General features: G+C 72.5%; 11 protein-coding genes and 1 pseudogene. 8 read left to right on the forward strand and 4 right to left on the reverse strand.

The features are described from left to right. Positions 1-17: 17 nt before the first annotated feature. The 6 genes from ACIRBX_RS28180 (at position 18) to ACIRBX_RS28205 (ending at position 7692) form a co-directional block, all read left to right on the forward strand. On the forward strand, positions 18-668 hold the full coding sequence (locus ACIRBX_RS28180) for a DUF3000 domain-containing protein (protein WP_402300755.1): 651 nt from the start codon (positions 18-20) through the stop codon (positions 666-668). A 329-nt stretch (positions 669-997) separates the two neighbouring features. Continuing rightward, positions 998-1717: a LuxR C-terminal-related transcriptional regulator gene (locus ACIRBX_RS28185; RefSeq protein WP_402300757.1), complete on the forward strand. Its 720-nt coding sequence runs from the start codon at positions 998-1000 to the stop codon at positions 1715-1717. 324 nt (positions 1718-2041) lie between these two features. After that, positions 2042-3289, forward strand: a complete 1248-nt coding sequence (locus tag ACIRBX_RS28190; RefSeq protein ID WP_402300759.1) for an HRDC domain-containing protein — start codon at positions 2042-2044, stop codon at positions 3287-3289. A gap of 368 nt (positions 3290-3657) precedes the next feature. Further along, the gene (locus tag ACIRBX_RS28195) at positions 3658-4875 is read left to right on the forward strand and encodes a thiolase family protein (protein ID WP_402300762.1); all 1218 of its coding nucleotides are present in this window, start codon (positions 3658-3660) and stop codon (positions 4873-4875) included. Positions 4876-4877: 2 nt separating this feature from the next. Then, entirely contained in the window at positions 4878-7004 is a 2127-nt protein-coding gene (locus tag ACIRBX_RS28200; protein ID WP_402300764.1) for a 3-hydroxyacyl-CoA dehydrogenase NAD-binding domain-containing protein, read from the forward strand. Between the two features lie 124 nt (positions 7005-7128). Continuing rightward, positions 7129-7692 carry a hypothetical protein gene (locus ACIRBX_RS28205; protein ID WP_402300766.1) on the forward strand — a complete coding sequence of 188 codons (564 nt, stop codon included), beginning with the start codon at positions 7129-7131 and terminating at the stop codon, positions 7690-7692. A 149-nt stretch (positions 7693-7841) separates the two neighbouring features. Here ACIRBX_RS28205 and ACIRBX_RS28210 read toward each other — a convergent pair whose 3' ends face one another. From ACIRBX_RS28210 to ACIRBX_RS28225, 4 genes are all read right to left on the reverse strand, one after another. Continuing rightward, positions 7842-8534 (reverse strand): family 16 glycoside hydrolase, encoded by a 693-nt coding sequence (locus tag ACIRBX_RS28210; RefSeq protein ID WP_402300768.1) that lies wholly within the window; start codon positions 8532-8534, stop codon positions 7842-7844. Further along, on the reverse strand, positions 8531-9703 hold the full coding sequence (gene wecB / locus ACIRBX_RS28215; RefSeq protein WP_402300770.1) for a non-hydrolyzing UDP-N-acetylglucosamine 2-epimerase: 1173 nt from the start codon (positions 9701-9703) through the stop codon (positions 8531-8533). The genes ACIRBX_RS28210 and wecB overlap by 4 nt, the downstream gene beginning before the upstream one ends. A 119-nt stretch (positions 9704-9822) precedes the next feature. Next, positions 9823-11067: a glycosyltransferase family 2 protein gene (locus tag ACIRBX_RS28220; protein WP_402300772.1), complete on the reverse strand. Its 1245-nt coding sequence runs from the start codon at positions 11065-11067 to the stop codon at positions 9823-9825. Next, positions 11061-11327, reverse strand: coding sequence for a hypothetical protein (locus ACIRBX_RS28225; protein ID WP_402300774.1), 267 nt, complete (start codon positions 11325-11327; stop codon positions 11061-11063). Before ACIRBX_RS28225 ends, ACIRBX_RS28220 begins: the two co-directional genes overlap by 7 nt. Positions 11328-11838: 511 nt before the next feature. On the opposite strand from ACIRBX_RS28225, the gene ACIRBX_RS28230 reads away from it, so the two are divergent. Continuing rightward, entirely contained in the window at positions 11839-13635 is a 1797-nt protein-coding gene (locus ACIRBX_RS28230) for a DUF2334 domain-containing protein (protein WP_402300777.1), read from the forward strand. Between the two features lie 77 nt (positions 13636-13712). Next, positions 13713-14051: pseudogene (locus ACIRBX_RS28235) on the forward strand (glutamine--fructose-6-phosphate aminotransferase); the annotation flags it as partial.

Raw genomic sequence — 14051 nt, forward strand, 5'->3', positions numbered from 1 at the left:
GACCTAGGCTCTCGGTCATGGCAGCGGTCGACGGGCACCCGGCGCAGGGTGGCGGTACAGGCAAGGAGTCGGCTCCGGTGGAGTTCCGCGCGGCGGTGGAGGCCCTCGCGGGCACCAGACTCCGTCCCGAGGTGCAGCTCTCCCCCGCCCCCGCGCCCAAGCGGATGGCACCCTTCGCCTACGCGCTGACCGCGACCGTCGAGGTGGACGGCGAGGAGCTGGCCGACGGCCGGCTGGTGCTGCTCTACGACCCGGCCGGACAGGACGCCTGGCGCGGCGAGTTCCGCCTGGTCTCGCTGACCCGGGCCGAGCTGGAGCCCGAGATGGCCGACGACCCGATGCTCTCCGAGGTCGGCTGGGCCTGGCTGACCGACGCCCTGCACGCCCACGGCGCCGCCCACGCCGAGGCCGGCGGCACCGTGACCAGGGGCATCTCCCAGTACTTCGGCGCGCTCGCCGACCGGGAGACCTCCACCGAGATCGAGGTCCGGGCCTCCTGGACCCCGGCCGACGGCCGCTTCGAGCGGCACCTCGCGGCCTGGGCCGACCTGCTCTGCGGCTGCGCCGGCCTGCCTCCGGTCTCCCCCGCACCGCTGCCGGTCTCCGACGGACCGTCACTCGGCGGAGTGGTCCCGATGCCGGCCCGCCGACGCCCGCGCTCCCACTGACGGTTGACCGACCGCTCCCGCGCACGGCACCACTCCCAGGGCTGACGGAGTGTGAATCCCCGCCCGCTTGCTGTCAATTGAGCGTGCGAGTCGGTCCGGACAGGTACCGAACGCGACGGCTTCCGTGCGATTCCGTGGCATGTCGCATTCACTCACCTGCGCGATTTGTCCGTATTGTTACTCACTAGATCGTGATCTTTCGCTAAAGCCGGGCACGGTTGATGCCGAAGGTGTCTGTGACCCTTTCCAAACGCGGAACACTCCGAGCGCCCCCATCGGCCAGAGGCGGCGACGAGGAGCTGGCGTCCGCCACTCCCCCTGGAGGCACGGTGTCGGTCCTTCTCGAACACCCCGCAAGCGTGGTCGCCTACCGTCCGACGAAGCCCACCGCCATGGTGGTCATCGCCGACCCCCGCGTCCGGAACACCGTCACCCGGCACCTCTGGGCGCTCGGTGTCCGTGACGTCATCGAGGTCTCCTCGATCGCCGAGGCCCGGCCCCGGGTCTCCACCCCCCGCGACATCTGCGTCGCCGACGTCCACCTCCCCGACGGCTCCGGCCTCACCATCCTCGCCGAGACCCGCGCGGCGGGCTGGCCGAACGGCCTGGCCCTGTCCGCCGCCGACGACATCGGCGCGGTCCGCTCCGCCCTCGCGGGCGGGGTCAAGGGGTACGTGGTGACCGGCACCCGCACCAACCTCGCCATGCCGGGCCGCCCCGGCCTGCCGATCGGCGCGGGCGGGCTGGCCGGGCGGATGCGGCGGCCCGGCATGCCGGGGATGCCGGGCGCGACGGGCGCACCGCACGGGGCCCCGGGTGCCCCCGGTGCGCCGGGCGTGCAGCCGACCACCTACCGCGAGCTCTCCGGCCGCGAGGTCGAGGTGCTCCGGCTGGTCGCCGAGGGCCAGTCCAACAAGGCGATCGGCGTCGCGATGGGCCTCTCCGCCCTCACCGTGAAGAGCCACCTGGCCCGGATCGCCCGCAAGCTCGGCACCGGGGACCGGGCCGGCATGGTCGCCGTCGCCCTCCGCACGGGCATCATCCACTGACACCCCGTCACCCGCATCACCCCAGTTCGGGGCCCGGAGGAACGTTTCACCTCCGGGCCCCTTCCTTGCGCGGAGCGGGTCGGACCGGCGGACCACGGCGCTCGGCCCGGCGACGCCGGGCCCGGCCGGCGAGCGGCCCGGCCGCACCGGTGCGGGGAACGGCGGCGCCCGCCCGCGGATGACGGTGGCTCAGCCGCGGACAGCGCCGCCCGCGGGGCGGCGGAGCCGCACACCGGCCGGGCCCCGTGCCCCCGATCGCGCCCCCTCGCCCCCGAGCACCTCCGGGGACCTACCTGCATGCGGAGGGCGTCGTACCCTTGGTGGGTGACCGACGCCGTAGCCACCCCAGAAGAGACAGCCCCGGTCCCGCTCCTCGAACCGAGGGAGGGGCTCCCACCCGTGGTGGCCGACGAGACCGCGCTCGCCGCGACCGTCGCCGCCTTCGCGGCGGGCACCGGCCCGGTCGCCGTCGACGCCGAGCGGGCCTCCGGCTACCGCTACGGCCAGCGCGCGTACCTGATCCAGCTGCGCCGCAAGGGGTCCGGCACCGCACTGATCGACCCGATCGCCTGCCCCGACCTCTCGGAGCTGGGCGCCGCGCTCGCCGACACCGAGTGGGTCGTGCACGCCGCCACCCAGGACCTGCCCTGCCTGGCCGAGGTCGGCATGAAGCCGAAGGTGCTGTTCGACACCGAGCTGGCCGGCCGGATCGCCGGCTTCCCCCGGGTCGGCCTCGGCCCGATGACCGAGAGCGTGCTCGGGCTGTCGTTGGCCAAGGAGCACTCGGCGGTGGACTGGTCCACCCGTCCGCTGCCCGAGCCGTGGCTGCGGTACGCCGCCCTGGACGTCGAGGTGCTGGTCGAGCTGCGCGACGCACTCGAACGGGAGCTGGACGCCCAGGGCAAGCTCGGCTGGGCCCGCGAGGAGTTCGCCGCGATCGCCGCCGCCCCCCGGCCCGCGCCGCGCACCGACCCCTGGCGCCGCACCTCCCAGCTGCACAAGGTCCGCCGCCGCCGGCAGCTGGCCGCCGTCCGCGAGCTCTGGCAGGCCCGCGACCAGGCCGCCCGCGACCGGGACGTCTCGCCCGGGCGGGTGCTCTCCGACGCCGCGATCGTGAACGCCGCGCTCGCCATGCCGCTGAACGCTCCCGCACTCCAGGCCGTCCAGGGCTTCGGCCCCCGGGTGAACCGCCGTCAGCTGGAGCTCTGGCTGGCCGCGTTGCAGCGGGCCCGGGAGATCCCGGAGAACGAACTGCCGCCCGCCACCGCCCCGCACGACGGACCTCCGCCGCCGCGGGCCTGGGCCGAGAAGGACCCGATGGCGGCGGCCCGGCTCTCCGGTGCACGGGCCGCCGTGACGGCGCTGGCCGAGCAGCACCACCTGCCGGCCGAGAACCTGATCACCCCCGACCTGGTCCGCCGGGTCTCCTGGGACCCGCCGGTCCCGGCCGACACGGACGCGGTGATCGCCGCCTTCCGCCGGCTCGGCGCCCGCCAGTGGCAGACCGAGGTGATCGGCGCGGCCGTCGCCGACGCCTTCGCCAACGCCAAGGTGCCCACCCCGGAGGCCTAGTCGGCAGGCACGCCGGGCACGCGCCCGGGGGCGCGGGGAACCACCCGAGCCGGAAGGCGGCTCACCTGCGACTGACCCACCGTCAGCCGGTTGCAGGTGGGCCGCCTTCTCGTCGCGCGCCCACACGGCGGAGCCGCACATCAGCAGGGCCTCGCGCCCCTGGGCGCATGCCCGGCCGGCGGTCGTGCGTCGCCCCGCGCCCCTGGGCCCTCGGCCTGCCGGGCTGCTGCGGCCCGTGACCGAGGACACATGCCGTGGAGCTATGGGCAAGGTAGTTACCGGCGGGTAGCATGGCTGGTGAAGCAGCGCCGCCTCCCGTCGTGGGTTGAGGACTGCACCCACTGTCGTGTCCCCTGGAGGAGAGCCCCGTGCCTCGTACCTCGAGGGACGTCGTCTTCGTCGATGGCGTCCGCACCCCGTTCGGCAAGGCCGGCCCGAAGGGCATCTACCACGAGACCCGCGCCGACGACCTGGTCGTCAAGTGCATCCGTGAGCTGGTGCGCCGCAACCCGAACCTGCCGACCGAGCGGATCGACGAGGTCGCGATCGCGGCCACGACCCAGATCGGCGACCAGGGCCTGACCATCGGCCGGACCGCCGCGCTGCTCGCGGGTCTGCCGAAGTCCGTCCCGGGCTACGCGATCGACCGGATGTGCGCCGGTGCGCTGACCGCCGTCACCACCACTGCGGGCGGCATCGCCTTCGGCGCGTACGACATCGTCGTCGCCGGTGGCGTGGAGCACATGGGCCGCCACCCGATGGGCGAGGGCGTGGACCCGAACCCGCGCTTCGTCTCGGAGAAGCTGGTCGACGAGTCGGCGCTCTTCATGGGGATGACGGCGGAGAACCTGCACGACCGGTTCCCGCACATCACCAAGGAGCGCTGCGACGCCTACGCCGTCCGCTCCCAGGAGAAGGCCGCCAAGGCGTACGTCAACGGCGACATCCAGCCCGACCTGGTGCCGATCGCCATCCGGAACACCAACGCCGAGATCGGCGAGACCGGTTGGGGCCTGGCCACCACCGACGAGCCGATGCGCCCGGGCACCACGATGGAGAGCCTGGCCGGCCTGAAGACCCCGTTCCGCCCGCACGGCAACATCACCGCGGGCAACTCGGCCGGTCTGAACGACGGTGCCACCGCCTCCCTGCTGGCGGCCGAGGACGTCGCCGAGGAGCTCGGCCTGCCGGTCAAGATGCGCCTGGTGAGCTTCGCCTTCGCGGGCGTCGAGCCCGAGGTGATGGGCATCGGCCCCGTCCCGGCGACCGAGAAGGCGCTGGCCAAGGCCGGTCTGACGATCGATGACATCGGCGCGTTCGAGGTCAACGAGGCGTTCGCCGTGCAGGTGCTGGCCTTCCTGGACCACTACGGCATCGCGGACGACGACGAGCGGGTCAACCCGTACGGCGGCGCCATCGCGTTCGGCCACCCGCTGGCCTCCTCGGGCGTGCGCCTGATGAACCAGCTGGCCCGCCGCTTCGAGCAGCGCCCGGACGTCCGGTACGGCCTGACCACCATGTGCATCGGCTTCGGCATGGGCGGCACCATCATCTGGGAGAACCCCCACTTCGAGGGTGGTAAGTGACCATGAGCACCACTGAACTGCTGAAGCGCGCCGCCGAGCTGTTCCCCGGCGAGGTCGTCACCACCGCCCACGTGCGCCACCTGGACCTGCCGTACGGCGCCGGGCGGATCGCGCTGATCACCCTGGACAACGGCTTCGACCACACCAAGCCGACCACCTTCGGCCCGGGCTCGCTGGCCAAGCTGTCCGAGGCGCTGGACCAGGTCGAGGCGGAGGCCGCCGAGGGCTCGGTCAAGGCCGTGGCGATCACCGGCAAGCCGTTCATCTTCGCGGTCGGCGCCGACCTCAAGGGCGTCGAGGTGCTCAAGGAGCACAGCGACGCGCTGGCCATCGGCAAGGGCGGCCACGACGTCTTCAAGCGGATCGCCGCGCTGCCGGTGCCGACCTTCGCGTTCTACAACGGCGCGGCCATGGGCGGCGGCGTCGAGGTCGGCCTGCACGCCACCTACCGCACCGTCAGCTCCGGCGTCCCGGCCTTCTCGCTGCCCGAGGTCTTCCTCGGCCTGGTCCCCGGCTGGGGCGGCTGCACCCTGCTGCCGAACCTGATCGGCCCGCAGAAGGCCGTCAAGGTCATCGTCGAGAACTCGATGGCGCAGAACAAGCAGCTCAAGGGCGCCGACGTGTTCGAGCTCGGCATCGCGGACGCGATCTTCGAGCCGGCCGACTTCCTGGAGCAGTCGCTGGGCTGGGCCGCCAAGGTGCTGAACGGCGACGTGGTCGTCGAGCGCGAGGAGTTCGACCGGGGCAAGGCCTGGGACGACGCCGTCACCTGGGGCCGCTGGGTCGCCGACGCCAAGGTGAGCGGCGCCGCGCCGGCCGCCTACAAGGCGCTGGACATCATCCAGCAGGTCAAGGACGGCGACCTCCAGGCGGGCTTCGACGCCGAGGACACCGCGCTGGCCGACCTGATCATGAGCGGCGAGCTGCGCAGCGGCCTGTACGCCTTCAACCTGGTGCAGCGCCGGGCCAAGCGCCCGTTCGGCGCGCCGGACAAGTCGCTGGCCCGCCCGGTCTCCAAGATCGGTGTCGTCGGCGCCGGTCTGATGGCCTCTCAGCTGGCCCTGCTGTTCGCCCGCCGGATGGAGGTGCCGGTCGTGCTGACCGACATCGACCAGGAGCGGATCGACAAGGGCGTCGGCTACGTGCACGCCGAGATCGACAAGCTGCTCGGCAAGGGCCGGATCGGCAACGACAAGGCCAACAAGCTCAAGGGCCTGGTCTCCGGTCACCTGGACAAGGCCGTGGCCTTCGGCGACGCGGACTTCGTGATCGAGGCCGTCTTCGAGGAGATGGGCGTCAAGCAGAACGTGCTGGCGGAGCTGGAGGCGGTGGTCTCGCCGACCACCATCCTGGCCACCAACACCTCCTCGCTCTCGGTCACCGAGATGGCCTCCAAGCTCCAGCACCCGGAGCGCGTGGTCGGCTTCCACTTCTTCAACCCGGTCGCGATCCTCCCGCTGCTGGAGATCGTCCGGGCCGAGAAGACCGACGACGGCTCGCTGGCCACCGCCTTCGCGGTCGCCAAGAAGCTGAAGAAGACCGCGGTGCTGACCAAGGACGCCCCGGCGTTCGTGGTGAACCGCATCCTGACCCGCTTCATGGGCGAGATCCAGGCGATCATCGACGAGGGCACCTCGTTCGAGACCGTCGAGGCGGCCGTCAAGCCGCTCGGCCTGCCGATGTCCCCGATCGCGCTGCTCGAACTGGTCGGCCCGGCCATCGCGCTGCACGTCTCGGAGACCCTGCACGGCGCCTTCCCGGAGCGCTTCTCGGTCTCCGAGAACCTCGGCCGGGTGGTCAAGGCCGGCAAGCGCGGCTTCTACGTCTGGGAGGACGGCAAGCAGGTCCTCGACCCCGAGGTGCTGGCGCTGCTGACCTTCGGCGACTCGGTGCTGACGGAGGAGCAGGTGCGCGCCCGCGCCCTGGACGCCGTCGCGCAGGAGATCGGCCTGATGCTGGACGAGGGCGTGGTCGGCGAGGCGCAGGACATCGACCTCTGCATGATCACCGGTGCCGGCTGGCCGTTCCACCTGGGCGGGATCACCCCGTACCTGGACCGCGAGGGCGTCTCCGAGCGGGTCAACGGCAAGAAGTTCCTGGCCCCCGGCCTGGCTTCGGTCCCCGAGTAGTCCCTGACGCGTCGTCGGGCGGCATCCCCCGTGCGGGGAGGGTGCCGCCCTTCGGCGTTCCCGGCCCGGCCCCGTCGACCGGATGGCTAGGATCATGCTCTGATCGTCGTCGGGGGGCGGAGCTGTGACGGGACCTGGAAGCCGGACCATCGCGGTGGGTGCGGTCGCGCTGCTGGGCCTGCTGGGCCTGGCCGGCTGGAAGGCGGAGTCAGCACTCGACGCGGCGTTCGGACCACCGGACGACCACGTCGCGGCCGACGATCCGCGGGTCTGCGCCGGGACCTCCGGCAACAACACCCCGCTCGCCGAGGCGACCGGCCACTTCGGTCTCGCCGTTCCGTCCGCCGCCACGGACCTGGTCTTCACCGCCAACTCGGGCGGCCTGTCCGGCGGGACGACCCTGTCGATGCGCTTCACCACCACCCCGGCGGACCTCACCGCCTTCCTCGCGGCCGGCCGCTTCGAACCGCCCGGCCGCACCACCCGGCTCACCGTCGGCGGCTGGCAGGCAGACACCCCGGGCGCGGCCGAGCGGGCCGCCGAGGGCCCGTGCGGCCTGACCCCGCCGGTCGGCCCGGCCATGGCGTACAGCCAGGACGACCGGGGCAAGAGCCCCCGGGCCCTGGCGGTGGACGCCACCAGCGATCCGGCGCGCCCGGTCGTGTGGGTCACGGCCCTGGACCTCTGAGCGCCAGGGGCTGTCCCCTGGGTGGGGTCGGCTGTCACACCGTGCGGCTCCACCACGTGGGCGGGTGTCGTCAGAGGGCCCCTGCCCGATGCCGGGCAGGGGCGCGTGCTCCGGCGGTGACCGCCCGGCCCCCACCAAGGAGAGGGTCCCTAGGCCACCACATGGCGGAACTCGGCCCGGGCGTCCTCGGTGTAGAGGCCGTAGCGGCCCTCCGGGTACGGGCGTTCGGTGTCGGTGTAGGTGACCAGCGGGTGGCGGTCGACCAGCACCGTCACGGTCGCGCCGCGCTGGCGGATCTCCACGGTGTGCCAGCGGCCGACGGGGTAGTGCGGCGGGCCGGTGGCCAGGAAGCGCTGGTGGCCGGGGTAGGCCGGGTCCTCCTTGCCCAGCTCCCAGCCGGTGGGCTTGAGGGCGAGGTAGTAGAAGTGCCGGGGGTCGGTGTAGTGCCAGACCACCCAGGCGGTCTCCCAGGTGTTCGGGGTCGGGGTGCGCAACTGCTCCGCGGTCCGCACCCCTAGACGGAGCGTCAGGTCCGAGCGGCTCTCCGCCGAGACCACTAGGGCGGCGTGGGTCTCCTCCGGCGCGGTGGCCGGGCGCGGGGCCAGGGTGATCAGGTCACCGCTCGCCCCGACGGTGCCCTCGCCGTTGAAGACCGCGACCCAGGGACCGTGGGTCGAGCCCTCCGGCCAGGGGGTGAAGCGCGGGTGCGAGGAGCCGGCCAGCAGGGCGGTGGCGACGGCGGCCAGGGCGAGCAGCACGGCGGTCAGGGCCGTCCGCAGCCGGCGGGCCGGCGGGGCGGGGCCGGGGGTGCGGACCGGCGGCGGGCCGGTGGTCACGGTCACCAGTCCACCAGCGAGACGTCGGGCTGCAGGGGGTGCGGCAGCGGGGCCGCGCAGTCCTGGGTCAGCCGCTCGACGATCCGCCGGGCGGCGGAGCCGTCGCCGAACGGGCTGGGGGCGGCGGCCATGCCCTGGTAGTCGGCCGGGTCGTCCAGCAGCGCGTTGGCGGCGGCGTGGATGGCCTCCGGCTCGACGCCGACCAGCCGGGCCGCGCCCGCGGTGACCACCTCGGGGCGCTCGGTGGTGGTGCGCAGCACCAGCACCGGCTTGTCCAGGCTCGGGGCCTCCTCCTGGACGCCGCCGGAGTCGGTGAGCACCAGTTCGCAGGCGGCCAGCGAGGCGGTGAAGTCGAAGTAGTCCAGCGGCCCGGTGAGCGTGACGTGCGGCTCGTGGCCGAGGGCGGACTCCAGCACGTCCCGGACGGCGGGGCTGCGGTGCACCGGGAGCAGGATCTCCACATCGCCGCGCCGCGCCAGCCGTTGCAGGGTGGCGGCCATCATCCGCATCCGGTCGCCCTGGTTCTCCCGGCGGTGCAGGGTGACCAGCACCCCGCGCCGGCCGGTGCGGAAGGCGGACCGGCCGGCCTTGCGGCGGCGCACCCAGAGCAGGTTGTCGATCACCGTGTTGCCGGTGACGTGCACCGCGTCGGGCGGTACGCCCTCGGCCCGCAGCCGGTGGGCGGCCCGCTCGGTGGGGGCGAAGTGCCAGCGGGTCATGGTGGAGACCAGCCGCCGGTTGAGCTCCTCGGGGAACGGGTCGTCCGGCACGCCGCTGCGCAGCCCGGCCTCCACGTGGGCCACCGGGATGCGCTCGTAGAAGGCGGCCAGCGCGCCGCACAGGGTGGAGGCGGTGTCGCCCTGGACGATCACCAGGTCGGGCTCCTCGTGCCGGAACACCTCGCCGAGGCCCTCGACCAGCCGGGCGGTGAGCGCGGAGAGCTGCTGGCGCTCGCGCATCACGTCGAGGCTGTGACGGGGCGTCAGGTGCAGCCGGTGGAGCATGGGTTCGAGCATCTCGCGGTGCTGGCCGGTGTTGACCAGGACCGGTTCGAAGTACGGCGAGGCGTCCAACGCCCGGACCACCGGGGCGAGTTTGACGGCCTCGGGCCGGGTGCCGAGCACCACGGCGGCACGCAGCCGGGGGGAGCCGTTCACGGGCAGCGGTTCGGACATGACGACCTTCTTGGGCAGCGGGAAGGTACGGGCCGGCCGGGCTCCGGCGGGAGCGCGGCGCGACGCGTCGGACACGTCGGGGAGTGCTTGGGGGTGGGACCGGCCGGCGCGGGGCCGGGTCAGGTGCGGGCGGTCTTCAGCCAGCCGGTGCGGCCCCGGACGGTGCGGCCGACGGCCCACCAGCCGGCCGCGAACCACAGGTAGCCGTAGCCGACGAACAGGTGGGCCAGCAGCAGGCAGCGCCACCAGCCGAGTTGGGCCTCCCGCTGCCGGTACACGTGGGCGTAGGCGTAGGCGGGGGCGAAGGCCAGCAGGTACAGCGGGATCAGCCAGTACGGCGAGAAGGTGCTGTGGCCGGCCGCCAGCGAGTCGGTCAGGAAGCCGACCGCACCGGCCAGGAAGGCCAGCGGCAGCAGCGAGGTGAGCAGCAGCAGGGCCGGGCTGGAGAGGTGGTAGACCAGGTCGGCGGCGGCCCGGCCGGGGATCTCCCGGAGCACCGTCGGCACCAGCCGGGTGGCCTGGAGGTGGCCCTGGAACCAGCGGGAGCGCTGGCGGACCAGCGGGCGGACCGCGAGCACGGCCTGCTGGTGGACGGCGGCGGTGGCGCAGTACTCGTTCCGCCAGCCCGCCGCCAGCAGCCGGATGCCGAGGTCGAGGTCCTCGGTGAGCCGGTCGCTCCAGGGCTCGGAGCCGAGCGAGCGCAGCGCGCTGAGGCGCATGAACTGCCCGTTCCCGCCCATCCCGACGCTGCCGACGTGGCGGCGCCCGGCCTGGAAGACGTCGGTGTAGACGACGAACTCCATGTCCTGCATCCGGCAGAGCAGCCGGTCGTGCCGGTTGTACATCCGCACGCCGATCTGCACCGCTCCGGTGGCCGGGTCGTCGAAGAACCGGTCGGCCTCGGCGACCGCGCCGGGTTCGAGCCGGCCGTCGGCGTCCAGCACGCAGACCACCACGTCCTCGGGCGCGGTGCCGGCCAGCAGGCCGGAGGCGGCCAGGTACCGGAGGCCGTCGTTGAGCGCGGCCCCCTTGCCCCGGCGGGCGTTCGGCAGCTGCCGCTGGTGCAGCAGCACCCGGGCCGGGTCGGCGGCCCGGACGATCTCGGCCGTCCGGTCCTGTGACGCGTCGTCAACCACCAGCACCAGGGCGTCCGTCCGGGGCAGGGCGAGGAGGCGGCGCAGGCTCTCGGCGAGCACCCGCTCCTCGTTCAGACAGGCCATCAGGAACACGTAGCGCCGGGGGTGCGGGTCGTCCGTCGCTGTGGGCCGGGCGACCCGCCGGGAGAGCACGAACATCCCGGTGTTGTACGCCAGCGCCGTCACGATGACGGCGGTGGAGAGTCCGAGCAGGACGGTCGTCAGCACGACGCACCCCGCCGGACGGCGGTGGCCCCGGTGACCCCGTCCGGCACCGCGTGCGGCGCGGGCCGGGGCTGCCGGGGGCGGCGGTGGCGGACCACCGCGCCGTAGAACAGCAGGAGCAGGCCGGCCACCAGGTAGAGGCCGAAGCCCGCGCCCGCGATCTCCAGCAGCAGCCGGGCCAGTTCGGCCCCGGAGGCGCCGGAGGGCAGGACGGACGCCGCGCTGAAGCAGACTCCGCTGCTGACTCCGCAGTTCACGTACATGGGAGATCAACCCTGAACGGAATGCGACCGGATGCCGGGATGACACGGCTCTCGCGCTCGCGGTGGAGGGGGCCGGTCTCGCCACTCACTCCCCGAGCCGGGAAAAAGGCGACCGTCTGCCGACTCGGATCTTCGCGCGCCCCATGGGGACTTTCACGAACAATTTAACACGGCCCCCCTGGACCTTCAATGAATCGATCCGACAATACCTACTCGCGGGAAGGGATTGACACTCTCCCGGGCCGGTGCCACTGTCGGGTGTATCGCCTGTGCTGCGGCTGATCGGCGTTGACGTCCCGTCAGTGCCATGCCCCCGCGAATCCAGGCCGGCGCCACGTGCCGTTCCGAGCACCGCCCGGCCTTCTGTGTCGAGACGCCGGGAAAATGCCGCCGGGCATTCCCGTATCCATGGCTTGACCACACATCGCCAGGGGCTGTCATGCCTGTGCATCCAATGAGCCGCAAACGGAGCCGGACGACCATCGTGGGGGCTCTCGCCCTCGTCCTGAGCGTGGGATTCCTCCCGGTCGACTCCGCCTCCGCGAAAGCGCCTCCCCCCGACCAGAAGAAGTCCCAGGAGTCCAAGAAGCAGGACCGGGCTCCGACCGACCTCGGCCCCGCCTTCGGGACCGAGCAGAAGAAGGCCGACAAGACCAGGAAACTGAATCCCCATCAGAAGGTGAAGAAGGCCACCACCCTGCAGACCCTCCCGCAGGCGCTGGCCCAGGCCCCGGCCAATCCGCCGCCGGCCGGCGGGAAGAGCACCCTGGTGCTCTACGACACCACCGGCCCGTACGGGCACCTCGGCGAGCTGTACGCGATGACCACCGCCAACCTGGCCGGCCACTTCGGCAGCGTCACGCCGAAGCCGGTCTCCCAGTACCAGCCCGGCGAGGTCAACAACTACACCGCCACGGTGTACTTCGGCTCCACCTACTACGGGGCCCCCGACACCAACGGCCAGCCGATCCCGGACGCCGTGCCCACGTCCTTCTACACCGACGTGACCAGCACGACCAAGCCGGTGATCTGGCTGTACGACAACATCTGGAACCTCGCCAACCAGGTCGGCCCGGCGAACTTCTCGGCCGCCTACGGCTGGGACCCGACCAACTCCTTCTTCAACTACAACCCGATCACCTCGGTCGGCTACAAGGGCCAGCAGCTCAGCCGCGACCCGCTGAACGGCGGCGGCGTGCTGGGCGAGACCATCACCGACCCGGCGAAGGTGAGCGTGCTGGCCTCCGCGACCGACTCCACCGGGGCCGCCGTCCCGTGGGCGGTCCGCTCGAAGAACCTCACCTACATCGGTGACGTGCCGTTCTCCTACGTGAGCGCCAACGACCGGGTGATGATCTTCAGCGACCTGCTGTTCGACGCCCTCGCGCCGCAGACCGCCGAGCGGCACCGGGCCATGGTCCGGCTGGAGGACATCAGCCCCGCCGACGACCCGGTCGCGCTGACCAACATCGGCAAGTGGCTGAAGTCGCAGAACATCCCGTTCAGCTTCGGCGTCTTCCCGGTCTACACCGACCCCAAGGGCACCTACAACAACGGCCGGGCCGAGACCCTCCGGCTGTCCCGGACGCCCGCGATGATCACGGCGATCAAGTCGCTGATCGCCAACGGCGGCACGATGCTGATGCACGGCTACACGCACCAGTACTCCAACGTCGCCAACCCCTACGACGGCGTCAGCGGCGACGACTTCGAGTTCTACCGGGCCCAGTGCTCGGTGACCCAGACCCCGCCGTACCAGTTCCGGGCCCCGTGCCAGAACACCGACTGGGTCATCCACCAGGGCCCCGTGCCCGGTGACTCCAGCAGCTACGCGCTGGGCCGGGTCAACTCGGCCGCCGCCGAGTTCCAGGCCGCCGGCCTCCCGGTGCCGACCATCTTCGAGTTCCCGCACTACGCCGGCTCCGCCGTCGACTACCGGGCCCTCGAACCGCGGTTCGCCGCCCGCTACGAGCGCTCGCTGTACTTCGGCGGCGTGCTCAGCGGCAAGCCGATCGACTACTCGATGATCATCGGCCAGTTCTTCCCGTACCCCGTGCGGGACGTCTACGGCGAGACCGTGCTGCCCGAGAACCTCGGCAACTACGAGCCCGAGATGTCCAACAACAACCCGCCCAGGCTGCCGGCCGACATGATCAACTCGGCCCGGCTCAACATGGTCGTGCGGGACGGCTACGCCAGCTTCTTCTACCACCCGTCCTACGGGCTGACGGCGCTTCAGCAGACCGTCAACGGGATCAAGGCGCTCGGCTACACCTTCGCCTCCCCCGCCACCGTCCTCGCTCCCTGACGGAGCACCAGCCCGGTTGCCGGTCCGCTCGTCCGGACCGGCAGCCGGGACCCTTTGACCGAGAGGCACTGGTTCCGATGTGCGGAATCGTGGGTTACACAGGGGGACGGGCGGCGCTGGACGTCGTGCTGGACGGTCTGGAGCGGTTGGAGTACCGGGGCTACGACTCGGCCGGGGTGACCGTCCGGACGGCCGCCGGGCTGGCCACCGGCAAACGGGCCGGGAAGCTGGTCAACCTCCGCAAGGCGCTGGCCGACGAGCCGCTGCCCGAGGCCCCGGTCGGGATCGGGCATACGCGGTGGGCGACGCATGGGGGGCCGTCGGATGCGAATGCGCATCCGCATCTGGATGACGGTGGTCGGGTGGCGGTGGTGCACAACGGGATCATCGAGAACTTCGCGGTGTTGCGGGCGGAG

It is taken from the genome of Kitasatospora sp. NPDC096147, from assembly GCF_044763225.1.
Classification (GTDB): domain Bacteria; phylum Actinomycetota; class Actinomycetes; order Streptomycetales; family Streptomycetaceae; genus Kitasatospora.

Bases quoted from the DNA above. Each gene is read 5' to 3' on its own strand.
- ACIRBX_RS28180 (WP_402300755.1), top strand. From the start codon at position 18: ATGGCAGCGGTCGACGGGCACCCGGCGCAGGGTGGCGGTACAGGCAAG.
- ACIRBX_RS28200 (WP_402300764.1), top strand. From the start codon at position 4,878: ATGAGCACCACTGAACTGCTGAAGCGCGCCGCCGAGCTGTTCCCCGGC.
- wecB (WP_402300770.1), bottom strand. From the start codon at position 9,703: ATGTCCGAACCGCTGCCCGTGAACGGCTCCCCCCGGCTGCGTGCCGCC.
- ACIRBX_RS28225 (WP_402300774.1), bottom strand. From the start codon at position 11,327: ATGTACGTGAACTGCGGAGTCAGCAGCGGAGTCTGCTTCAGCGCGGCG.